Origin of the sequence: Aeromonas sp. SrichE-2G (assembly GCF_017939565.1) — a bacterium.
Lineage (GTDB): Bacteria > Pseudomonadota > Gammaproteobacteria > Enterobacterales > Aeromonadaceae > Aeromonas > Aeromonas taiwanensis.
In genome coordinates this window covers 1,084,791-1,106,950 of the sequence record NZ_JAGKRG010000004.1, presented here as the reverse complement: position 1 = coordinate 1,106,950, position 22,160 = coordinate 1,084,791, and the positions used below count along the sequence as shown (strand labels likewise).

Below are 22,160 nucleotides of genomic sequence, written 5' to 3'. Positions count from 1 at the left end.
CCCGGCCGGATGGTCATACCGTCACCGGCTCGGCCACAAGCCGGGCCTGCGCTGCGTCGAGCCGCGCGGCAATGCGGGCAAAGGTGGGACGCAGTGACGGCACCTCGCAGAGGCACTCCCCGACCAGCTCGCCGAGCCCCGCCAGCGCCTCGTGGTTGTCGGTGCTGCGCGCCAGCAGCTCCTCCAGCAGGCAGCCGAAGGCCCGTACCTCCAGGCGTTCCAGCCGCCCGGCCAGCACCTCATCGGTTCTGTCGTAACAGGAGGCGGCGCCAAAATCGCCGAGCAGCACCCGGCTCTGTGCCTGCTCTTGCACCTTCCCTTGCCCTTGCACAGAGTGCAGCAGATTATGGGCATAGAGATCGCCGTGCAGGATGCCCCGCCCGTGCAGATGCCGTGCGGCGCTCACCACCCCCTGCGCCAGGTTGAGCAGCGTGGCCGGGGTGAAGCGCACGCCGTCCGGGTAGATGTCACGGGTGCAGGAGTCCAGACTCGGCGGCCCCGCCAGATTGACAAAGTCCGGGGGGATCAGCGCCATCACCAGCGCCGGGATCCCGGAGGGGTGATCCCCCACCCTGCCCACCACGCCGACCAGATGGGGATGGCGACCGGCGGCGAGCGACACCGCCAGCTCGCAGCGGGGCAGCCCATCGCTGGTCACCGCTCCCTTGAAGAGCTTGACCGCCACCGCCTCGGCTTGTGCCTGCCCCTTCAGCTCGGCGCGATGGATGATGCCGGACGCTCCCTGCCCCAGCCACTCGCCCAGGGTCAGGTCATCCCAGGGGATGTCGGCCACCGAGGCGCACTGCTCGAGCAGGCGCTCCTGCCGGTCGCTGAAGGGGTTGCCCGCGTAGGCCAGCCAGCTGAGGCGCGGCAGCGCCAGCAGCCAGTCGGGGAAGGCCTCAAACCGGTTAGCGGCGATGCGAAGCAGCTCCAAACGGTGGCAGTGAGCGAGACTCTCGGGCAGCTCGCGCAGGCGGTTGCCCGAGAGCATCAGCTTTTGGAGATCCGTGCACCGACCCAGCTCATCGGGCAACTGCTCGATGGCATTGTCAGTCAGAATGAGCCAGCGCAGTCTGGCGGGCAGGGAGGCGGCCGAGACGGTCGCGATGCGGTTGGCCTTGAAGCCCACCATGGTGAGCGCGGGGCAGCGCCCCAGCACCTCGGGCAACTCGGTAAAGCGGTTCTCGGAGCAGAAAATGATGCGCAGTTTGCTGAACTCGGCCAGCGCGTCCGGCAACTCGCTCAGCTGGTTACCGGTGAGATCCAGCACCTCCAGGGTCTCCTTGAGGCTCAGGATCTCGGGGGGGAAAACCGCGAGGCCTTCAGCGAGTTTCAGGTGGCGTGCGCCGCACAAGGCTCCGGAGCGCAGCTGTTCCAGGGTATGCATAAATTCGTCTCTATCAGGGTGGCCGGCTCACGGCCATCGGCATCAGCGGGCAGCGGCCCGATGGCAATAAAGGAGGGGCATTATAAGGAATGGCGGCCAGAGATCCCCTGTTTTGTTGCAGATCCCGCCAGCCAGGGTGGTGAGCTACGCCCAGTGGCGAGCACCGTCGGCAATCCCAAGGCCGCCCGCGCCGTGGGGCTGGCGGTGGGCGTCAACCCCGTCGCCTTGATGATCCCCTGCCACAGGGTCATCCAGCAAAACGGCAAGCTCGGCGACTATCACTGGGGCGAGACCCGCAAACAGGCGATTCACACCTGTAAGGCGGCGAGGTATGAGTAAATTCGGCCCTTTATGGGTTACTTGATAAGGCGAAAAGGGCCCCCCTAGTCACGAGATAGCTGGCCATTGAGGGCCCTGGATAACCATCCGGCAATATTAAGTGGGGAGGTCAGATGGGTCGGGGCGAAGAGTGCCCCTTTAGTTGAATTGGAGACGGAACATGATGGCTATCCAGACCACCACTCATCGGATTGACCAAGCCCGTAGGATGCCATAAGCCCCCCCCCCATGGCATGCATGGAGAGCGAAACAAGCGGGGTCAATCGCCGGGTTGGCTTTCGCGTTTACCACCACTCGCACCTTCCATTATTTTCTCAAACCGGAACATCTCATCGTCATCTCCTTTGCCATCAAGATGGTGTGAGAGCTGATGAGGGTCTGGATGGTACTTGTTGTAGAAATCGACAATGTTGAAACCACATCGGTTCACGTAGAAGTGAATATTCCGTTTCTCAAAATATGGCGTCACCGTTTCCCACACTTTGGTGAGAGGAAACGCGTGTTCAATCGCATGCCAGGCTTTAAGGCCCAAGCCTTTGCTCTGTTGGCTCGTCGCGATGAAAAAGAATGACAGGGAGTTGCGACCGCTCTTCTGGTCTATCACTAGCACGGCTCCGCCAACACGTTGTTCGGCTGCCATGATCCAGTATGTAACGGCCCCCTTGGTGTGAAATGACTGTTCAATATCTTCATCAGAAGGAATGGGCTCTTCAAGTGGGTGTCCAAAGTCTGCCTCTGCCGCCACGCGAAAGGCATCCTGCAAGGCGAGCTTGAACTCGGGAAGGCTGCCAGGATCAGCCTCTAGGAGACTTATGTTTACGTTCTCTTCTGATCCTTTCACTTAATTCATCCCCAACCGATATCCCATGAACATTGAACGACAAAAGAGTGCACCGACCTGGATTGGTAGCATGATTGAAATACCCATAGCTGTGCAACGCCCATTACCAAGCCCCCACATTTGGTTAAGGGGGGGATTTTAGCCGGTCCCCCCCGAATCACGGCCAAGTTACCACCCGGCAGCCTTCCGTTTGCTGTCTTTAACCCACTCAGTGTCTCTGGTTCATCGGCGACTCCAGAGAGGCCATACCCAGACTGCTATCCTAGCGAGCGTGAGAGACAAGAAAAAGCGGAAGGTGGGCGTTTCCCAAACCAGCTCAAGAAATGACCCCATCTTGGGGGCGCATCAGCGGCTCGCATTACCACCGCGCATCAAGATGGGGCATCGAAGCCGCTGGTATTCGGCGCCATTGCACACCGCATCTGGCGGATAGGGTTTGCTCTCCCTCCCCTGTCTGTATAAACAACAGCCTGCCGCCTTGTGTGGAAGCGATGGATGAGGCTCTGCCGATCGACTCGGGCACTCACCACGGCAACGTTGGCAACAGGGCCCCAACCCCTCGCCAGGAGCAAAATTTTCTCGCAAACGATTGGAAAAAGAAAAGGCGCCTCAAGGGCGCCTTTTTGACAGTTTTGCGTGAACGCTGGAAGAGGGGTTAACCCTTATTCCCATTCGATGGTTGCGGGCGGCTTGCCGGAGACGTCGTACACCACGCGGGAGATGCCGTTGATCTCGTTGATGATGCGGTTCGACACGTGACCGAGGAAGTCGTACGGCAGATGGGCCCAGTGAGCGGTCATGAAGTCGATGGTCTCGACGGCGCGCAGCGCAATGACCCAGTCGTACTTGCGACCATCGCCCATGACGCCGACGGAGCGCACCGGCAGGAAGACGGCGAACGCCTGGCTGACCTGGTTGTAGAGGTCGGCCTTGCGCAGCTCTTCGATGAAGATGGCGTCAGCCTTGCGCAGCAGATCGCAGTACTCTTTCTTCACTTCGCCAAGCACGCGCACGCCCAGACCCGGGCCCGGGAAGGGGTGACGGTAGAGCATGTCGTAGGGCAGGCCGAGTTCGAGGCCGACACGGCGCACTTCGTCCTTGAACAGCTCGCGCAGCGGCTCCACCAGACCCATCTTCATCTCTTCCGGCAGGCCGCCGACGTTGTGGTGGGACTTGATGACGTGAGCCTTGCCGGTCTTGCTGGCAGCGGATTCGATGACGTCCGGGTAGATGGTGCCCTGGGCCAGCCACTTGGCGTTCTTGAGCTTCTTGGACTCGTCGTCGAACACCTCGACGAAGACGCGGCCGATGGTCTTGCGCTTGGCTTCCGGCTCGTCGATGCCCGCGAGAGCGGAGAGGAAGCGCTCTTCGGCGTCGACCTTGATGATGTTCAGGCCGAAGTGATCGCCGAACATGTCCATCACCTGCTGGCCTTCGTTCAGGCGCAGCAGACCGTTATCGACGAAGACGCAGGTCAGGCGATCGCCGATGGCGCGGTGCACCAGCATGGCGACCACGGAGGAGTCCACGCCGCCGGAGAGGCCCAGGATCACCTCGTCGTCACCCACCTGCTCGCGGATGCGGGCAACGGCGTCGTCGATGATGGTGGCCGGGGTCCACAGGCATTCGCAGCCGCAGATGTCCTTGACGAAGTGCTCCAGCATGCGGGCACCCTGACGGGTGTGGGTCACTTCCGGGTGGAACTGCACGCCGTAGAAGCGCTTGGCTTCGTCGGCCATGGCGGCATGGGGGCAGGTCGCGGTCTGGGCGATGGTGGTAAAACCGTCGGGGATCTCGGTGACCTTGTCGCCGTGGCTCATCCAGACATCCAGCAGGGCATTGCCGTTGTCGGCAATGGCGTCTTCGATGTTGCGCAAGAGGGCGCTGGCCTTGCCGGACTGGCCCAGCACTTCGACCTGGGCATAGCCGAATTCACGCAGGTTGGAGGACTGCACCTTGCCGCCGAGCTGCTCGGACATGGTCTGCATGCCGTAGCAGATGCCGAACACCGGCACGCCGGCGTTGAACACGTACTCGGGGGCGCGCGGGCTGCCCGCCTCGGTGACGGACTCCGGGCCGCCGGAGAGGATGATGCCGCTCGGGTTGAACTCGCGGATCTGCTCTTCGGTTACGTCCCAGGCCCACAGCTCGCAGTAGACGCCGATTTCACGGACGCGACGGGCGATGAGCTGGGTGTACTGGGAACCGAAATCCAGGATAAGGATGCGGTGGGCGTGAATGTCTTTAGTCATTTTATTCCTGCATCAGGCTGATGTTGTCACAAAAAGCACGGGATAAAAAAGGGTGGAAAAACGGGGCGCAGAGCCCCGTTTCATCAGCCCATCCGGTAGTTGGGGGCTTCTTTGGTAATGGTCACGTCGTGAACGTGGGACTCTTTCATCCCGGCGCCCGAGATGCGCACGAACTCGGCCTTGGTGCGCATGTCGTCGATGGTCGCGCTGCCGGTCAGGCCCATGGAGGAGCGCAGGCCGCCCATCTGCTGGTGGATGATCTCTTTGAGGCGGCCCTTGTACGGCACACGCCCTTCGATCCCTTCCGGCACCAGCTTGTCGGCGGCGTTGTCGGTCTGGAAGTAGCGGTCGCTGGAGCCCTTGGACATGGCCCCCAGGGAGCCCATGCCGCGGTAGGACTTGAAGGAGCGGCCCTGATAGAGCTCGATCTCGCCCGGCGCCTCTTCGGTACCGGCGAACATGGAACCCACCATGACGCAGCTTGCACCTGCGGCGATGGCCTTGGCCACGTCACCGGAGAAGCGGATGCCGCCATCGGCAATCACGGGCACGCCGGTGCCTGCCAGGGCGTCCACGGCGTCGGAGATGGCGGTGATCTGGGGCACGCCCACGCCGGTCACGATACGGGTAGTACAGATGGAGCCCGGGCCGATACCGACCTTGACGGCGTTGACACCCGCTTCCACCAGCGCCTTGGCACCGGCGGCAGTGGCGACGTTGCCGCCGATGATTTGCAGGTCAGGATAGGCTTCACGGGTCGCCTTGATGCGATCCAGCACGCCCTGGGAGTGGCCGTGGGAGGAGTCAATCAGCAGCACGTCCACACCGGCTTCCACCAGGGCGGCGACGCGCTCTTCGTTGCCGGCACCGGCACCGACGGCGGCACCGACACGCAGACGGCCACGCTCGTCTTTACAGGCGTTGGGCTTGCGCTCGGCTTTCTGGAAGTCCTTCACGGTGATCATGCCCTTGAGCTTGAAGTCGCCGTTGACCACCAGCACCTTCTCGATGCGGTGCTTTTGCATCAGGGCCACCACCTCTTCGCGAGGAGCCCCTTCACGCACGGTCACCAGACGATCTTTCTGGGTCATGATCTGTTCGACGGTCTGGGAGAGATCGATGACGAAGCGCACGTCACGACCGGTGATGATGCCCACCAGCTGGTTGCCGTCAGTCACCACGGGGTAACCGGCGAAACCGTTCTTGTGGCTCAGCTCCTTGATCTGGGCGATGGTCATGTCAGGGCGCACGGTGACGGGGTCGCTGACCACGCCGCTCTCGTACTTCTTGACCTTGCGCACTTCGGCAGCCTGCTGCTCGATGGACATGTTCTTGTGAATGAAGCCGATGCCGCCTTCCTGGGCCAGTGCGATAGCCAGACGGGCTTCGGTCACTGTGTCCATGGCAGCGGAGATCATCGGGATATTCAGCGTGATCGCGGACGTGAGCTTGGTACGCAGGTCGGCGGTATTGGGGAGAACAGTGGAGTGGGCTGGAACCAACAGTACATCGTCGAAGGTCAGCGCTTCTTTGGCAATCCTGAGCATGGCAATATCTCACCGTTGTGGAAGTGGGGGTGTAAAATATTGCCGACAAATTTTACTCATGCATTGGGCAGTGGTAAAGAAGTTTTTTGAATTTTTTATGGCGTAGCCCGATTTAACGCCACCAACTGGGCAAAAAACCAATAAATTCAGCCGTAACCATGCCGTTTTTCCCGACAAGATGATCTTTTTTGCCCTTGGGGTCATTTCTGCCCCGAACCCGTCTCGGCAGCATTTTTTAACAACGCCTTCCCCTCAGCTCCCCTGATAGCGACCCGGCTTGTGCCAGTTCATCAACATGGCGTTCATGGCGAGTGCGCTTAAGGTGGACCAGAGCAGCAAAGAGAGCGGCAGGGTGAGCAGAGAGAGCGCAAACACCAGCACATCAAGCACCATCTGGCTCTTTCCTGCGTTGATGCCGCTGCGCTTCTGCAACCAGAGCGTCACCACCCCCGTGCCCCCCACGGAGGCATTGTGGCGCGCCAGAGAGAGCACCCCCATGCCGAGGAAAGTCCCCCCCACCAGGGCCGAGAACAGGGGGTGGACATAGCTCACCGTCAGGAGCAGCGGCACCGCCTGGGTCGCCGCCGAGAGGGCGACGTTGACGATCAGCGTCTTGACCATGAAGGCCCGCCCCATGGTGACGTAGCAGAACAGCAGGAAGGGCAGGTTGACCAGGAAGAACAGCACACCGATAGGCAGGCTACTGACATGGGCGAGCAACAGGGCGATGCCCGCGATGCCGCCGGTGATCATCCCCGAGCACTTGAGCAAGTTGAGCCCCACGGCGATAAACATGACGCCGAGCACCATGCCGTAGACATCGTCCTTGAGGGTATGGGCCAGCCCCTTGTGCGCGGGGGGCGACATGACCATTTCACCTTCCATATGACTCCTTAACCAGGGTTGATAGTGGCATCCGTTGCCTGCAAGCAAGGCCGGTTTATCGGGAATGGCGGCGGCGCGTTCGCCATGACGCCCCTGCCCCCGACCTTGCAGCCCGCAGCCCGGGGCTGCCCCCATGATGGGCATCATCAGACACAGCAAAAAGAGCGCCAATCAACACAAGAGTCCGGAATAGCATTAAAAATCGAATTTAAATTCCGCAATGAACGCTGAAAACAGGTTGATCGTACCACCTCGGGGATCGGCAACCCTACCGAATCAGCATGTTTACCCTGATATCCCAATAACATGCCTCGCTCACACCTAATAAAACCGTTTATCCGGTAGATAATGCTGATTAGGCGCCACTTGATAGCATGGATGGTGCACATGATGCGGGGGCCATGGGGGCGATACGGCGTGTTTCTTCGGGGCGGGATCCAGAGAGCAACGCCCAGGCAATGCACCACATAAGTGCAACCTAACCAATATGGTGCAACATGGGTTCGCACGCTGGTCTCCCCGGCGCACTCTGTACCCAGCCCCTCCCCTTCCTTGTCCTGCCTCGCACCTCGACGCCATCGATCCATGCCACATGCTCCGCCATCCATTCGTGCCCCATATCCGCCCATAAAAAAGTCGGCCCGAAGGCCGACTCGTTGCACGCTGTGACAGGCTTCCCTTACTTGAGGTATTTGCCGTCAGCCCCCACCTTGCCCGGGCCATTGAGCACCCAGACGCGGGCCGAGTAGGCGGGCACCGCGAAGCTCAGGCTGCCGTTGCTGACGCTCTGACTCGCGCCGGTCACGGCGTCCGTGTAGGTGCCGTTCTTCAGGCCGCTCAGGCTTATCTGTTGGGCCGAGTTGGCCGCGAGGCCCACAGCGGCGTAGCTGCCTTCGGCGCTGAGATCACGCACGAAGCTGATGCCGCTGCCCCACTCGTTCACCTGGCTCATGGGCGCCTTTTGCAGGGCGGGCACCGCCTTGCGGATCTGGTTCAGGCGCTTGATGTGCTGATAGAGCGGGTGGCTCGGGGTCGCCGGGTTGTCCAGCACGTCCCCGTAGTAGGCGCGGCCGGTCTGATCCACCGTCATGGTGGCCCCGTCGATGTCCTGGGGCTTGCCGGCCTGGAACATCACCTCCTCCCCGTAGTAGAGGGTCGGAATGCCCCGCGCCGTCCAGAGCAGGTTGTAGGTCATGGCCGCATTGCCCTCTTCCCCGCCGTAGCGGTACTTGAAGTCGTTGTCCGGCCCCACGTCGTGGTTCTGGAAGAAGGTGATGAGCTTGGTGGCATCCCCGTAGACCCAGTCCATGGCGAAGATCCCCCCTACCCCGCCAAAGTTCCCCCGGGTGACGTTGTCACGGAAGGTGGAGAAGAGGGAGAAGTCCAGCACCGAGAGGCCGGAATCGCCCCCCGCGCGGGGATCCGCCGGGTTCGGCGTGGTGCGGGTATACCACCAGGGACGGATCACCGCCGAGGCGTTGTCATTGGCCAGCTCAGAGCCCCAGCCGGTGCCCTTGACCAGGTTCTCGCCAAAGACGAACAGCCCCGGCTTGTGGGCCTGCCAGTCGTGGACATAGGTCAGCAGTTCGTCCCGCTCGATGTGCTTCAAGGTATCGATGCGAATCGCATCCACCCCCATGTCGAGGTACTGGTGGATGGCGCCGTTGAGGTAGTCCTTGACGTTCTGGTTGCCGGTAGCGAGATCGATGCAGTCCCCCGCCATGTGCTTGCGCTGCAGGGCGAGCGGGTTCTCCCAGTCACCGCCGGACATGAAGCCGTCCAGGTGATACCAGGCGGGATCCAGGGTCTGGGCGTCGATGCCGAAGAAGCGGTTGGGGTTGTAGCCTGCACTCGGCACGGTGGCGCCGGTCTTGGGGTCCACCAGGGGCTGGGTGCCCGCCGGATCGGACTGGCAACGGGCCTTGTACCAGTCGGGAGCCGCCGGGTTGTCGTCGTCACAGCGGTTGGCGCTGGCGTAGTCCCCGAGATTGCCCTGATAGGGGCCGTTGTTGATGAGCCCCTGGCTCGACCCCGTCGGCACGTAGTACTTGATGGGCAGGCGATCGATCCAGGTCTTGCCGCGCAGGCCGTACTGGCTCGAGTGGTTGATCACCACGTCCTGGATCACCTTGATCCCCTTGGCGTGGGCCGCCTGGATGAACTCCCGGTAACCCGCCCCCGGCGACTCCAGACGGGGATCGACCCGGTAGAAGTCGTAGGCATGGTAGCCGTGGTAGTCGAGGCCGGAACGGTTCTCCACCGGCGGCGTCACCCAGATGGCGGTAAAGCCGAGATCCTTGATGTAGTCGAGCTTGGCGATCAAGCCCTTGAAGTCGCCGCGCCACTGGGGATCTCCGGCCTTGTAGCGATCCCGGTTATGGTAGTTGTTGCCGGCATCGCCGTCATAGAAGCGGGCGGTCAGCAGGAAATAGATGCTCTCGGCGCGAAAATCGCCGCTCGCCACCCCCTGCTCGCCAATAACGTACTCGAAGCGCTGCTCCCGCTGGTTGCCGCTCTCGTCCACCGCGAGGGTGCGGATCACCAGGTCGGTGCCGCTCCCCTTGTCGCTCGCCACCAGGGGCTGGCCAGCATAGCGGGCCGACGCCGTGGTGGGCTGGCTGCCGTCTGTGGTGAAATGCACGGCGGGGGCGGCGTCCTGATCGTCGCTCACCCCGAGCACCACGGACTGGGCATCCAGATAGCTCCCCGGCGCCGGGGTAGCAGTCACCGTGGGGGCCTGCACGTCGGCACCCGCCAGGGGCTCGAGTTCAACGGCCTTGCGCTGGCTGTCGAAGCAGATGCGATAGCGGGTGTTGGCGCTGACCAGGTAATCCTGGGCCGGATAGGCCTCGGTCCAGTCTCCCTTGTGGTCAATCTTGAAGCGGGGGTTGCTGCTGCCAAACGCCTGCTCGGTGCAGAAGGTGGTGCCATCCTCGCTGGTCATGGGGGTGAGACCCCAGTTGTTGGGGGTACCGCGGAAGTACCAGCTGTCGCCGGTCTGTCCGGCGGCCACCACCACGCTCACGCTGCTGCTGCCCTTGGCCCCCTGATCGTCGGTGACCGTGAGGCCATAGGTGAAGGTGCCGGTCTGTGCCGTGTTGACGACCATGCTCTCCGTGGTCTCGCCGCTGCTCCACAGATAGTTCGCTATCTGACCGTCGGGATCCGTGGAGTCACTGCCGCTCAGGGTGAGCGCCGCGCCCTGGGCCACGTTCACCGTGCCCCCCGGGGTGATGACCGCGAGCGGCGGCTGGTTGTCATCCCCAAGTGGGGTGATGCTGTAGGCCCGGGTCTGGTCGTTGACCTGGATGCGCACCGTGCCGATGCCGTTCCAGAAGATGTCGCCGCCACTTTTCTCCAGCACGCCGTCGCCGTTGCTGTCCCCGAAGTTGATGGCCCAGTCGCCGGCCTGATCGAACTTCAGGCGCTGGCTCGCCTTGCCATCCATATAGGCCTCGGCCTGCCACAGGTGATCCCCCACCAGGGTCATGGGGAGGCTGGCCCAGCCGTTGAAGGTGCCGCGCACATTGAGCTGCGGCAGCGTGCTGGCAAACCCCGAGGCCTCGCAACTGGCGACCGCCGTCGCACTCAGCGCCTGGGTCGTGGCATTGATGCGGATCTGGTACGCCGTGTTGGCATTGACCCCGTAGTCGGCCGCCGGGTAGCTCTGCTGCCAGTTGCCGTACCTGTCTATCTTGAAGCGCGGCCCGCCACTGGCGTCGCCGCTCACGAAGCGCTGGCAGGTTTCAAAATTGACGCCGTCGGTCGACGCCATGGCAGTCGCCGCCCATCCATTCGCGGTGCCCCGGAAGAACCACTCCGCCGCCATCCCGGGCGGCGTGATCATGGTCCCCAACATTCCGGCCACGAGTATCCATCTAGCCATTGATAGTCCTTTGTTTTTCATTGTGTTGTGTGTGATGCCGGTGTGCCCCGGCATTCCCCCATCCGCGACGTCCCGCCTTCAGATGAGCCCGACCAGTCTAGAAGTCGCCGTGGTCGATTCGTGGCCATAAGGTGCGAAATGTGACCGCCATCGACCAGGAAATAAGCTGTATGTGATTGATAGCGCTTTCATTTCTGGGCATGGGGTCGAACGTCAAAGGATAGAGAGGCGCCCCCCTGGCGGCCGTATCGGGGGTAAGAAGCCGCGCCAAGCGCCCCGCTCGGCGCCGTTGCCATCGGGGACGCTTGCCGCCATGATGCAGGGCCGCCCTTGCCATCCCGGGCACCGGGCGGTTCATTCAAGGAGAGACGATGAGACCATCGGATTATGGGAGGCTGCTGGCGCTGGCGGCCATCTGGGGCGCCAGCTTCCTGTTCATGCGCATCGCGGCGCCGGCGTTCGGCTCCATCAACACCACCTTTCTGCGGGTCTTCTTCGCCCTCGTCGGGCTCGCCGCCATGCTCCTGCTGCTGCGCACCCCCATGCAGTTTCACGGCAAGCTGAAAGCCATCATGGTGCTCGGCATCATCAACTCCGGCGTGCCCTTCCTGATGTACGCCGTGGCGGCCCTCTGGCTGCCCGCCGGCTACTCGGCCATCCTCAACGCCACCACGCCGCTGATGGGGGCCCTCATCGGCTTCTCCTTCTTCAACGAGCAGCTCAGCCTGCGCAAATGGGCCGGGGTCATGCTGGGACTGGTGGGCATCGGGCTCATCACCACCACGGGGGAGGTCGAATTGAGCAGTCAGCTCGCCATCGGGGTGCTCGCCTGCCTCATCGCCACCGCCTGCTACGGCTGCGCCGGCTTCCTGACGAGGCGCTGGATCACCGAGCGGGGCGGGCTGGACGCCAAGCTGGTGGCCTTCGGCAGCCAGATCGGGGCCGTCCTCTTCCTGCTCCCCTTCTTCGGCTACAGCCTGACGAGCGGGCCCGCCGTCGACTGGGCCCAGCCTGGGGTCTGGGCCAGCGTGCTGGCGGTCGGGCTCCTCTGCACCGCCTTCGCCTATCTGCTCTATTTCAGGCTGATCGCCGACATCGGCCCCCTGCGCAGCCTCACGGTCACCTTCCTCATCCCGCCGTTTGGCATCCTCTGGGGTTATCTGGTGCTTGGCGAAACCCTCACCGGCGGCTTCGTGCTCGGCGGCGCCGTGGTCTGCCTCGCGGTCTGGCTGGTGACCAGCCACGCCAAGCCGGCCAGGGCGCAAGCCTAGGCTGAGTGTCATCTGCCGGGCCCCATGGCTCGGCAGATGGGCACAACTGGGGTAAGATGGCCCCCATCGTTTCTCCCGCCCCGGCGGACACCACAGCAGGGCCAGCCTTGAATCAGCTCAACCAATCCAGCCAGAACAAGCAGCAGATCTTTACCGTCACCCGCCTCAACAGCGCCGTGCGCATGATCCTGGAGCAGGATCTGGGGCTGGTGTGGCTGACCGGGGAGCTCTCGAATCTCGCGATGCCAAGCTCGGGCCACTGGTACTTCTCCTTGAAGGACATGTCGGCCCAGGTGCGCTGCGCCATGTTCAAGGGCAACAACCGCCGGGTGCCGTTCCGCCCCCAGGACGGCATGCAGGTGCTGGTGCAGGCGCGAGTCTCCCTCTATGAGCCCCGGGGCGACTACCAGCTCATCATCGAGTCGATGCAACCCGCCGGGGACGGCATGCTGGCCCTGCGTTTCGAGGAGCTCAAGCGCCGCCTCGGGGCCGAGGGGCTGTTCGACGAGGGAGCCAAGCGTCCCCTGCCCCGCGAGCCCCGCGCCGTGGGTCTGGTCACCTCGGCCACCGGCGCCGCCCTGCACGACATGCTGACCGTCTTGCGCCGCCGCGCACCGGACTTGCCCGTCTTCATCTACCCGACCCAGGTGCAGGGCAGCGCCGCCACCGCCCAGATCGTCTCGGCGATCATGCTTGCCAACCGGCGCGCCGAGGTGGATGTGCTCATCGTCGGGCGCGGCGGCGGATCGCTCGAAGATCTCTGGTGCTTCAACGAGGAGGCGGTGGCCCGTGCCATCCACGGCTCCGCCATCCCCGTGGTGAGCGCCGTGGGCCACGAGGTGGACGTCACCATCAGCGACTTTGCCGCTGACTTGCGCGCCCCCACCCCCTCCGCCGCCGCCGAGCTGGTGGCGCCGGACAGGAGTGCCCGCGCCCAGCGCCTCGTGCACCTGCACCAGCGGCTCACCCAGGCCATGAACCGCCACCAGACCGCCGCCCGCCACGGCTTCGCCCTGCTGCAAAAGCGGCTCGACCACCAGGATCCCAAGCGTCGGCTGGAGCAGCAGTCCCAGCGCCTAGACGAGCTGTCCGCCCGCCTGCAGCAACTGCTGGCAAGCCGCCTGCATCAGGGGGAGCGACGCCTGGCCAATCTTGAGCTGCGCCTGCAGGCCAAAAGCCCCGAGAAACTGCTGGCCGCCGGCAAGCGCCGCCACCAGCTCGCGGAGGAGCGGCTCCACGCCCTGATCGCCCGGCGCCAGGATGTGGCCGGGCACCGCCTCGCCATGCTGAGCGCACGCCTCGACGGGGTCAGCCCGCTGGCCACCCTGGGACGCGGCTACGCCATCGTGCGCACCCCGACCGGCGAGGTGATCAGCCGCGCCGCCCAGGTGAACGTCGGCCAGCCCCTGGTCACCACCCTGGCCGAGGGCCAGCTGCGGGTGCGCGTGGAAGAGGTGCACAACCAGTAACGAAAGGGGGGCCGTCAAGCGGCCCCCCTTTCTTTCCCTCCTCGTCTGGCCCCTGCCAGCTACCCCCGCGAACGATGCAGAGTCCCGCCCGGATGAACGGCGGGGGTCGCCGCCTCTCCTCCCAATGGGTTTGACTGCAGATATTCGAACAAGCCAGCTTGCAGATTGACGTTCCAGAAGCGCCCCGCCAGGGTGAGCTCAAGGCGCTCCTGACCCAGCTCGGCCAGCCCGTGCGCCTGCCAGCGCTCGAACAGCGGCAGCAGATGAGCCCGCAGCGGCGCAGGCAGGCACGTCAGATCCAGCCAGCCCGCGTCCAGGCCTCCCCGCAGCAGACCATCGATGCGCACATCGGGGTTCGGCCCCATCACCATGCCAGGGGGGCGTCGCCCTTCGGCCAGTGCCTCGTGCCAGGCGGCCAGATCCCGCCCCTGCATCAGGCCGTGGCCGTGAATGTTGCCCCCCGCCCCCGCCCCGAAGGGGAGGATCTCGGCGCCGCACTTCGCCATCTGGTTGTAGCGGCTGCGCTCGGCGGGGGTGCGCCGCCAGTGGCTGCAGGAGAGGCGCTGCCAGCCACCCGCCTCCAGCGTTTGGGCGCCCTGGGCATACATGGCGGCCCGCTGCGGGCCATCGGCGGCCCAGCCCAATGTCCCCTTCTCCCCGGCGCGGGCCAGGTTGGTGCCCGCCATGGCGATGAGCTGGTAGAGATCCACCCCGTGCACGCCGCTCGCCATCACGTCCGCAACGTCCTGACGCCACACGAAGTCGTCCTGGCCGGGCAGACCGAAGATGAGATCCGCCACGATGACGGCCTCGTCGTGGCGGGACAGCGCCCCTAGCCGGGCCAGCAGGGTTTCCCTGTCATCGAAGCGGGCCGCCTGCTGGCGCACGCGGGTATCAAAACTCTGCACCCCGAACGAGAAGCGGTTGAAGCCCCCCGCCAGCGCGGTCTCCCACTTGGCGTCATCGAAACCGTTGAGGCGCCCCTCCAGGGTCAGCTCCACATCCGAAGTCAGGGGGAAGCGACCAATGGCATTGGCCAAACGAGCCAGATCGTCCGCCGCCATGTCGGTGGGCGTGCCCCCGCCCACATAGACGGCGGAGAAGGGCCGGCTCTGCACCAAGGGGGTCTTGGCCGCCCTGGTCAGCTGCTCGCAGAGGGCCGCCATATAGCGGCTCATGCGCGCCGGATTGGCGCCATTTTCGAAGAAGTTGCAGAAGCTGCAGCGCTTGCGGCAAAACGGGACGTGGATGTAGAGCGCCCGCGCCTCGGCCTCGCTCGGCTGCTGCCACCAGGCCTGCCAGCCCGCCTCGTCGAGCATCAGGGGCCCGGCACCGCCGCGGCTGGCGTGGGCTGAGGTCTTGGCGGTGAAGGCGAATGCGAGGGGATCCGGGGTCGCAAGACCCGTCATGGTCGGGGTAAACAGGGGGGTCATCACTGTGGCTACCATCTGAAATAATGCAAATGATAACCAATATCAACAAGAGCCCCCTTGTGCTGGATCAAGTTCGGGACCTGGGGTGCTCAGCCAGGATTCTCAGGAGCGGAGGAGGTTCAACGCCGTCGAAGCGTGTGCGGAAACAGCGGGATGAATAGAAGAAAGGGAAAGACAATGCTGGAGGAGAAAGAGAGCCACTCCCCGGCAGGAGAGTGGTATCACACACGCAGTCGGACATCAGAGACAGCCTCGTCATGCCGACGCAAGGGGCGAAATGGCTCAGCCGTTGTCGATGACGATGGCGACCCGGCGATTCTCCGCTCGTCCGGCGGCGGTGCCGTTGTCGGCGATGGGCGCCGCTTCACCCCGGCCGCGGATGTCCAGGTTCGCAGGTGGCATCCCCACCGACATCAGGACATCGGCCACGGAGCGGGCCCGTTTGAGCGAGAGCTGCTCGTTGTAGCTCGCCTCCCCGTTGGAGTCGGTGTGACCGTCCACCCTGGCACGGTTCAGCCCCACGTCGATGAGGGCCTTGCCAAGACGCTCCACTACCTGGCGGGTCTGGGGAGTGAGGGCCCCGACATTGTTGGCAAACAGCACCTTGTTGGAGATATCCAGGGTCCAGCCCTCGTCGGTCAGGTGGAACCCCTGCTCCCTGAGGGTGGCGATCTGTTCCGCCGTGAGCCCCTGGGGCGCACTCTGGCACCCGGCCAGCACTCCCAGCAGCAGCGCAACAAGCCCGGTTTTTAGCGCCTTCAAAATGATCATTGTTATGGTCCTTTCACTATGTCCGGTTCAACTTCACGTGGTTCTCCTGTGTGCTTCTTCCTCCTTACGTTGTCGTTTGGCTTGATACATGGCGTCGTCGGCGAACTGCAGCAGGGCCTCCGCCGTCTCCCCCTGCTCGGGGTAGAGGGCCGCGCCGATGCTGATGCCCACCCCGAGGTGGCGGCCGTCGCTCAATACCACAGGGGTGCCCATCCCCTGCTGGATCCGCCCCATCACCTCGTGCACCTCGTGCTCGTCCCGGATCGGGGCGAGCAGGATGACAAACTCGTCGCCCCCGAGGCGGCACACGAGATCCAGCGGTCTGAGCTGATGCTGCACCCGCCGCGCCAGGGCGACCAGCACCTCGTCCCCTACCCCGTGGCCCAGGTTGTCGTTGATCTGCTTGAAGCGATCACAGTCGAGATAGAGCAGGGCGAAGCGCTCCTGATCCCCCTGGATGGCCTGCCCCAGCCGAGCCTCGAACAGGGCCCGGTTGGGCAGGCCGGTGAGGGCGTCGTGGGTGGCCCGGTGCAGCAGGCTGGCATTCTCCCGCTTCTGGTGGGCCTGCCAGGCCTCCAGCTCGTCGAGCAGGGTGTTGAAGTCCTCCCCGAGCTCGTGCAGCTCGGCGATGTTGGCCGCCGGCACCCGCTGCTTGAGGGCGCGCTGGCGACTGACGCTGTAGGCGACCTCGGCCAGGGCCTTGAGGGGCGCCGTGATGGAGCGCTGCATGCGCCGCGCCACATGGAGGGCCCCAAGGATGCTGAGCAGCAGGCACACCAGGGTCGCCAGCAGGGTCTGCAGCAGGAAGCGCAGCAGGTATTGCCCGTGACCCACCAGGTGCACCCGGGCTATCTCCCGGCTCTCCCGCACCATGGCCAGCTCCACCGGCCCCGGCAGGATCAGGCGGGCCAGATGCTGCTCCAGGGTGGTCCAGGGGGTGGTGATGGCACGGCGCCAGCTTGCCAGCACCTGGCCATCGGGCAGCACTATGCTGGCGCTCGCGATATCCTCCCGGGAGGTGATGGTCTCCAGGGCATCCTTCGCCGCCTCCTCGTCATCGAACACCACGGCGGCCTCTGCGGTGTAGCTGATGGCGCGGGCCACCAGCTCGAGGTTGTGATCCGCATAGAGGCGCAGCGCCAGCAGCGCCGTGACGGTCAGGAACAGGCCCGCCATGCAGACGGCGGTCAGGGAGATCATCATGTGAGTGCGACCCAGGCTCTGTCGCAGGGTGAGCCTGGGGCTGGCGTGTGAGGTCATCATCGTGCGCCCTCGTCTGCCTTGGCGAGCTTCAGCACGGCCGGGTGCACCCGCACGCCGCTGCGGGCGAGCGCATCCAGGTTGACCCGAAAGCGGACCCGCTCCGTGCCCGGCTGCAGGCAGAAGACAGCGTCGGCGATGCACTCCCGACTCTGTTCGCTGATGCTGAGGATGGCGTGCCCCTGCAGCCGCTCGAACAGGGGGAGACGCTGCTCCGGGGCCAGCACCCCCAGATAGATCACATCGCAGCGCCGGACCAGCGCCTCCTCGTCGAGCCCGTAGCGATGCACCTCCACCGGGCGACCGTTGGCCTGCCGCGTGATGGCAAAGAGGGCGCCGGCATATTCCGTCGGGGCTGCGATGCAGAGTCGAAGCGTTGCAGGCTCCTTGGGCCAGCGGGTGTAGCTGAGGATGTCGAGCACGGTCTGGCGCACCAGCTCGCTGCGAAGCTCGGCCGAGGTCGCCGCCACGGCCGCATTGGCCAGCACCAGCGTGCAGCCCAGTGGCAACAGCCACACAAAAATCCGGATGAAAGACAACAACTGCATGATGTCCGCACTTATGTTCACGTCGACAATAGGGTGGGCCGACGCCCATGAAGGGATTGCCTGAAGGGAGTCGTACCGAGCTTATCAGCCCGAGGGGGTTGCCCCATCCGCCCGCACACAGGGTGCGTCACGGGGTGTCGCAGTGCCGCCCGGGGTGCGCGTCAGCGCACGCCACGGGCAGCTCAGCCGCTACTTCTTGCCAATCCCGTACTCGCGCAGCTTGTTGGCAATGGCGGTATGGGAGACGCCGAGCCGCTTGGCCAGCTGGCGGGTGGAGGGGAAAGCCGGATAGAGGCGTTCCAGCAGGCGACTCTCGAAGCGCTTCACCGCCTCGTCGAGCCCCCCTTCGAACCACTCGTCGATAAGGGGCATGGCATCGGCCGCCACCGGCAGATCAACGTGCTCGGGGCCGAGCTCGTCCCCTTCCAGCAGGGTCATGGCCCGGTAGAGGCAGTTGCGCAGCTGGCGCACATTGCCCGGCCAGCGGTAGGCGGTGAGGTACTCGGCCATGTTGCGGGTAAAGCGCGGCTTGGGGCGCTGCAACTCGCTGGCGAAGCGGGCGACGAACTGCTGGGCCAGGGCCATGATGTCCGCCTTGCGCTCGCGCAGTGGCGGCAGCGCCAGGCTGAGCACGTTGAGGCGGTAGTAGAGGTCTTCCCGGAACTTGCCCTCGTGCACCAGATCCAGCAACTGCTTCTGGGTGGTGCAGATGAAGCGCACGTTGACCCTCACCTCCTGCTCGTCGCCGACCCGGCGAAAGACCCCGTCCTGCAGCACCCGCAGGAACTTGGTCTGCAGATGAGGGGACATGTCGCCGATCTCGTCCAGCATCAGGGTGCCACCGCTCGCCAGCTCCAGCACCCCGCGCTTGCCCTCGGTGTTGTTGCCAAAGGCGCCGGGGGCATAGCCGAACAACTCGCTCTCCGCCACGTTGTCCGGCATGGCCGCGCAGTTCAGCGCCATGAAGGGGTGGCTGGAGCGCAGGCTGGCACCGTGGCAGGCCCGGGCCAGCAGCTCCTTGCCGGTGCCGGTCTCGCCGACGATGAGCAGCGGTGCATCCTGCATCGCGAGCTTCGCCGCCTGGGCCAGCACCTCCTTCATCTTCTGGCTCTCGGCCTGCAGGTGTTCAAAGCCCCCCACCTCCACCGCGTGCAGGGCGCTGAAGTGCATGCCGACCCGACGGGCGGACTTGAGCACCACCACGGCGCCGGCCAGGGCCTGCCTGCCCTTCTCCTCGGCCACGAACAGCGGCATCAGATCGCCGAGGTACTCCTCGCCGCCGAGGCTGAGCTTGCAGGTCTGGGGCTTGATCTCGTTCGCCTCCAGCCAGCGAGCGAAGGAGAACCCCTTGACCAGGGAGCCGAGCGCCACGCCGCGCACCTCTTCCGGCGGCAGCGCGAGGGTGGTGAGGGCGGCCTGGTTGGCCTGGGTCACCCGCCCCTTGCTGTCGAGGGAGAAGACCAGGTCGGGCAGCGCCTTGAGCAGGGCCTCTATCTCGTGGTGCTCCCGCTCGGAGGGCATGTAGGGGATGGTCTTGACGTCGTAGACGCCGGGAATACGGCGGATTTCCGGCATCAGGTGCTGGAAATCCCGGAACTCCAACTCGGGGAAATTGAGATAGATGATGCCTGAGGTATCGATTTCGATGCCGCGCAGATCGATGTTGTGCTCCACCAGTCGATCGAGCAGTTCCCGGGTCAGGCCCAGGCGGTCTTCACAGCTGACTTCAAGACGCATTCGGCACACACTTCCTAGCTAACATTCTGAATGACCGGATAATACAGACTCGATCCCGCCAGTGCGAGCGCTCCCCCATAAAAATGCGGGCCCACCCCGTTTTCACCGGGCGGGCCCATCTTGTGCCGTGTTTTTACGGCGATTACTTCAGCAACTCGTCCGTGCGCGCCGCCATGATGAAGTCATTGCGATGTAACCCACCGATCTTGTGGGTCCACCAGCTCACGGTCACCTTGCCCCACTCCGTCAGGATCGCCGGATGGTGGAACTCCGCCTCCGCCAGCTCGCCGAGGCGGTTGGTGAAGGCCAGCGCCTCCTTGAAGTTGCGAAACACAAATTCACGCCTGAGCTGCAGCTCACCGTTGACCACCAGGGGCTGCCAGTCGGGGATGAGATGCATCAACTCGCCAAGCTCCTGCTCGCTCACCTTGGGGGCATCGGCGCGGCACGCCTCGCATCGTTGACTCGCCAGTTCGGACATTCGGGACTCCTTTCATTGAAACAGGGGGGACATGAAAACGGGTTAACTCGCCTGCTTGCCGGCAACGGGTGCAAAGTGTGGCGGACGCAGGCCGAGGCGACGGGCCTGAGCCACGGCGTCCATGATGGCCTGCGGCGACAGACGGTAAAGGGTGTCGAGATCCTGCAGCACGAAATAGACCGGCTGCATGATGTCGATGCGATAGGGAGTGCGCAGGATCTCCAGCAGATCGAAGGGCTGCAGCACGGGCTTGCCGGAGAGCGCATACGCGGTCTCGCCGATGGAGGAGAGGATGCCGCCCCCGTAGATGCGCAGCCCCCCCGCCCCTTGCAGCAAGCCAAATTCCACCGTGAACCAGTAGAGCCGCGCCAGATAGACCCGCTCCTCCTTGCTGGCGTTGAGTCCGAGCTGGCCATAGAGGTGGGTGAAATGGGCGAACGCCGGGTTGGTCAGCATGGCGCAATGGCCGAAGAGCTCGTGGAAGATGTCGGGCTCCTGCAGGTAGTCGAGCTCGTCCCGGCGACGGATGAAGGTGGCCACCGGAAACTGGCGATCCGCCAGCAGGGAAAAGAAGCGATCAAACGAGATGAGGGCGGGCACCGCGGCCACCGACCAACCGGTGGCGGGGGTCAGGGCGGCGTTGATCTCACCAAGCTGCGGGATGCGATCCCGGGGCAGCGCAAGCCGTGCCAGACCCGCCCGGTATTCGTCACAGGCCTTGCCTTCCAGGGCCGCGAGCTGGCGCTCGATCAGGATCTGCCAGGTGCCGTGCTCCTCGTCCGTGTAGTGGATCCTGCCCTGTTCATCCGGCTGATGCGCCGTGTAGAGACTTGCCATGAGTGCTTCCATCCTCTGGGTGCCGCCCCGCCATCCGGGTGCTGACTGGCCGCTTGACCATGGGATCACTGTAACGGTTTGCCCCTCAAAAAAGCAGCCGACCCCGAGGTCGGCTGCCGTTGATAATTGTAAATATTTTGTGACATTCGCACCCGGGTGCCGACGGGCTCACGCCTTGTTGAGGTAGCCCGCCAGCTGGCCGATCAGTCGCTTTCTCAGCTCGCCCAGCTTCGGTTTCTCGTCGGCGCACCAGGGGAGCGGACGGCACGCCTCCATGGTGCGCAGGCCCAGACGGGCGGTGAGCAGCCCGGCCCCCACCCCCTGCGCCGCCCGGGCGGAGAGCTTGGCGGTGAGCTCGGCCCCCAGCAGATCCATGCCCACCTCGGTCACCAGCTCGGTGGCGCCGGCGTAGAGCATGTTGCGAAACACCTGGCGGATGAGGCGAATGCGGCTCCAGTAGCCGAGCTCGATGGCGTAGACATCGGCGATGTCCTCGATCATCCGCAGGTTGCGCCACAGCATCAGCATCATGTCGACGGTGGCGAGCGGGCTCAGGGCCACCAGCACGGCGGCCTCCCCCGACCATTTCGCCACCCTTGCCTGGGCCAGCTTGTCCCGCTCGGTCAGCACCAGCTGGCTGTAGAGGGTCAACACCTCCCGATCGCTGTGGCTCTCGTCGAGCTGGGCGAGCCAGGTGCGATACCCCTCCCGCCCCTTGTCACCGCTGCGCTCGGCCAGCTGTTCGCAGAACGCCTGCCCCTGCCCGACCCCCTGATGGGCCAGCAGGTCTTCGGCCCGCGAGCGCACGTCCTGCCGCTTCTTGAGGGTGCGCAGGCGCAGCCACTCGCGCCCAACCATCCCGGCGGTGCCCACCGCCACCAGACCGGAGGCGAGCAACCAGGCCCCGCCCCAGAATGGCGAGGAGGTAAACTGCTCGGTGAGGAAGAGGCCGAACTGACCCAGGGAGAGCAGGCCGACCGCCCCCAGCCCCCAGGCCAGCAAACGATGGCGGCGACGCGGCCTGACGGTGAGGGCGGGCTCGACCTCGGTCAGGGCGTCGAGCTCCTCGAGGCGCTCGAAGCTCTCCTCCTCCAGCCGTTGGGCAGGGGCAGGCGGTCGCTCTTGCGCCGCCTGGGCGGGTTCCAGGATCACCTTGCCTTGCAGCGGCGCCGGTTTGATCTGATCGTTCATCTTGTTGTCTGCTCCTTCGGGCGGT

The 22,160-nt window shown here is 64.5% G+C and carries 16 protein-coding genes and 1 pseudogene; 3 read left to right on the top strand and 14 right to left on the bottom strand.

Annotation, left to right across the window (positions count from 1 at the left end; all coding sequences use genetic code 11):
• Positions 1-13: 13 nt before the first annotated feature.
• A complete protein-coding gene (locus J9885_RS06990; protein WP_210548555.1) occupies positions 14-1,387 on the bottom strand; it encodes a leucine-rich repeat-containing protein kinase family protein in 1,374 nt (457 codons plus the stop codon).
• A 112-nt stretch (positions 1,388-1,499) separates the two neighbouring features.
• Between J9885_RS06990 and J9885_RS06985 the strand changes: the two are divergent.
• A pseudogene (locus J9885_RS06985) lies at positions 1,500-1,726 on the top strand (MGMT family protein); the annotation flags it as partial.
• A gap of 259 nt (positions 1,727-1,985) precedes the next feature.
• Here the strand turns inward: J9885_RS06985 and J9885_RS06980 are convergent.
• The 5 genes from J9885_RS06980 to J9885_RS06960 form a co-directional block, all read right to left on the bottom strand.
• Positions 1,986-2,567: a GNAT family N-acetyltransferase gene (locus tag J9885_RS06980; RefSeq protein WP_210548554.1), complete on the bottom strand. Its 582-nt coding sequence runs from the start codon at positions 2,565-2,567 to the stop codon at positions 1,986-1,988.
• Positions 2,568-3,229: 662 nt separating this feature from the next.
• Positions 3,230-4,819, bottom strand: a complete 1,590-nt coding sequence (gene guaA / locus J9885_RS06975; protein WP_210548553.1) for a glutamine-hydrolyzing GMP synthase — start codon at positions 4,817-4,819, stop codon at positions 3,230-3,232.
• An 83-nt stretch (positions 4,820-4,902) separates the two neighbouring features.
• The gene (gene guaB, locus J9885_RS06970; protein WP_210548552.1) at positions 4,903-6,366 is read right to left on the bottom strand and encodes an IMP dehydrogenase; all 1,464 of its coding nucleotides are present in this window, start codon (positions 6,364-6,366) and stop codon (positions 4,903-4,905) included.
• Between the two features lie 252 nt (positions 6,367-6,618).
• Entirely contained in the window at positions 6,619-7,251 is a 633-nt protein-coding gene (locus J9885_RS06965; RefSeq protein ID WP_043760988.1) for a YitT family protein, read from the bottom strand.
• A gap of 679 nt (positions 7,252-7,930) precedes the next feature.
• Complete coding sequence (locus J9885_RS06960; RefSeq protein WP_246876804.1) at positions 7,931-11,098, bottom strand: alpha-amylase family glycosyl hydrolase; 3,168 nt, start codon at positions 11,096-11,098, stop codon at positions 7,931-7,933.
• A 410-nt stretch (positions 11,099-11,508) separates the two neighbouring features.
• On the opposite strand from J9885_RS06960, the gene J9885_RS06955 reads away from it, so the two are divergent.
• Both J9885_RS06955 and xseA read left to right on the top strand, forming a co-directional pair.
• On the top strand, positions 11,509-12,408 hold the full coding sequence (locus J9885_RS06955) for a DMT family transporter (protein WP_210548551.1): 900 nt from the start codon (positions 11,509-11,511) through the stop codon (positions 12,406-12,408).
• A gap of 107 nt (positions 12,409-12,515) precedes the next feature.
• A complete protein-coding gene (gene xseA / locus J9885_RS06950; RefSeq protein WP_134694961.1) occupies positions 12,516-13,877 on the top strand; it encodes an exodeoxyribonuclease VII large subunit in 1,362 nt (453 codons plus the stop codon).
• 59 nt (positions 13,878-13,936) lie between these two features.
• Here the strand turns inward: xseA and hutW are convergent, their stop codons facing one another.
• The 8 genes from hutW to J9885_RS06910 form a co-directional block, all read right to left on the bottom strand.
• A complete protein-coding gene (gene hutW / locus J9885_RS06945; protein WP_210548550.1) occupies positions 13,937-15,310 on the bottom strand; it encodes a heme anaerobic degradation radical SAM methyltransferase ChuW/HutW in 1,374 nt (457 codons plus the stop codon).
• A 282-nt stretch (positions 15,311-15,592) separates the two neighbouring features.
• The gene (locus tag J9885_RS06940; protein WP_210548549.1) at positions 15,593-16,081 is read right to left on the bottom strand and encodes an OmpA family protein; all 489 of its coding nucleotides are present in this window, start codon (positions 16,079-16,081) and stop codon (positions 15,593-15,595) included.
• Between the two features lie 33 nt (positions 16,082-16,114).
• Entirely contained in the window at positions 16,115-17,344 is a 1,230-nt protein-coding gene (locus J9885_RS06935; protein ID WP_210548548.1) for a diguanylate cyclase, read from the bottom strand.
• Positions 17,341-17,889, bottom strand: a complete 549-nt coding sequence (locus tag J9885_RS06930; protein ID WP_210548547.1) for a YfiR family protein — start codon at positions 17,887-17,889, stop codon at positions 17,341-17,343. The genes J9885_RS06935 and J9885_RS06930 overlap by 4 nt, the downstream gene beginning before the upstream one ends.
• 189 nt (positions 17,890-18,078) lie before the next feature.
• The gene (gene tyrR / locus J9885_RS06925) at positions 18,079-19,626 is read right to left on the bottom strand and encodes a transcriptional regulator TyrR (RefSeq protein WP_210548546.1); all 1,548 of its coding nucleotides are present in this window, start codon (positions 19,624-19,626) and stop codon (positions 18,079-18,081) included.
• 142 nt (positions 19,627-19,768) lie between these two features.
• Entirely contained in the window at positions 19,769-20,107 is a 339-nt protein-coding gene (locus J9885_RS06920) for a 4a-hydroxytetrahydrobiopterin dehydratase (protein WP_210548545.1), read from the bottom strand.
• A 42-nt stretch (positions 20,108-20,149) separates the two neighbouring features.
• Complete coding sequence (gene phhA, locus J9885_RS06915) at positions 20,150-20,944, bottom strand: phenylalanine 4-monooxygenase (RefSeq protein ID WP_210548544.1); 795 nt, start codon at positions 20,942-20,944, stop codon at positions 20,150-20,152.
• 168 nt (positions 20,945-21,112) lie between these two features.
• On the bottom strand, positions 21,113-22,135 hold the full coding sequence (locus J9885_RS06910) for a TIGR01620 family protein (RefSeq protein WP_210548543.1): 1,023 nt from the start codon (positions 22,133-22,135) through the stop codon (positions 21,113-21,115).
• Between the last annotated feature and the right edge of the window lie 25 nt (positions 22,136-22,160).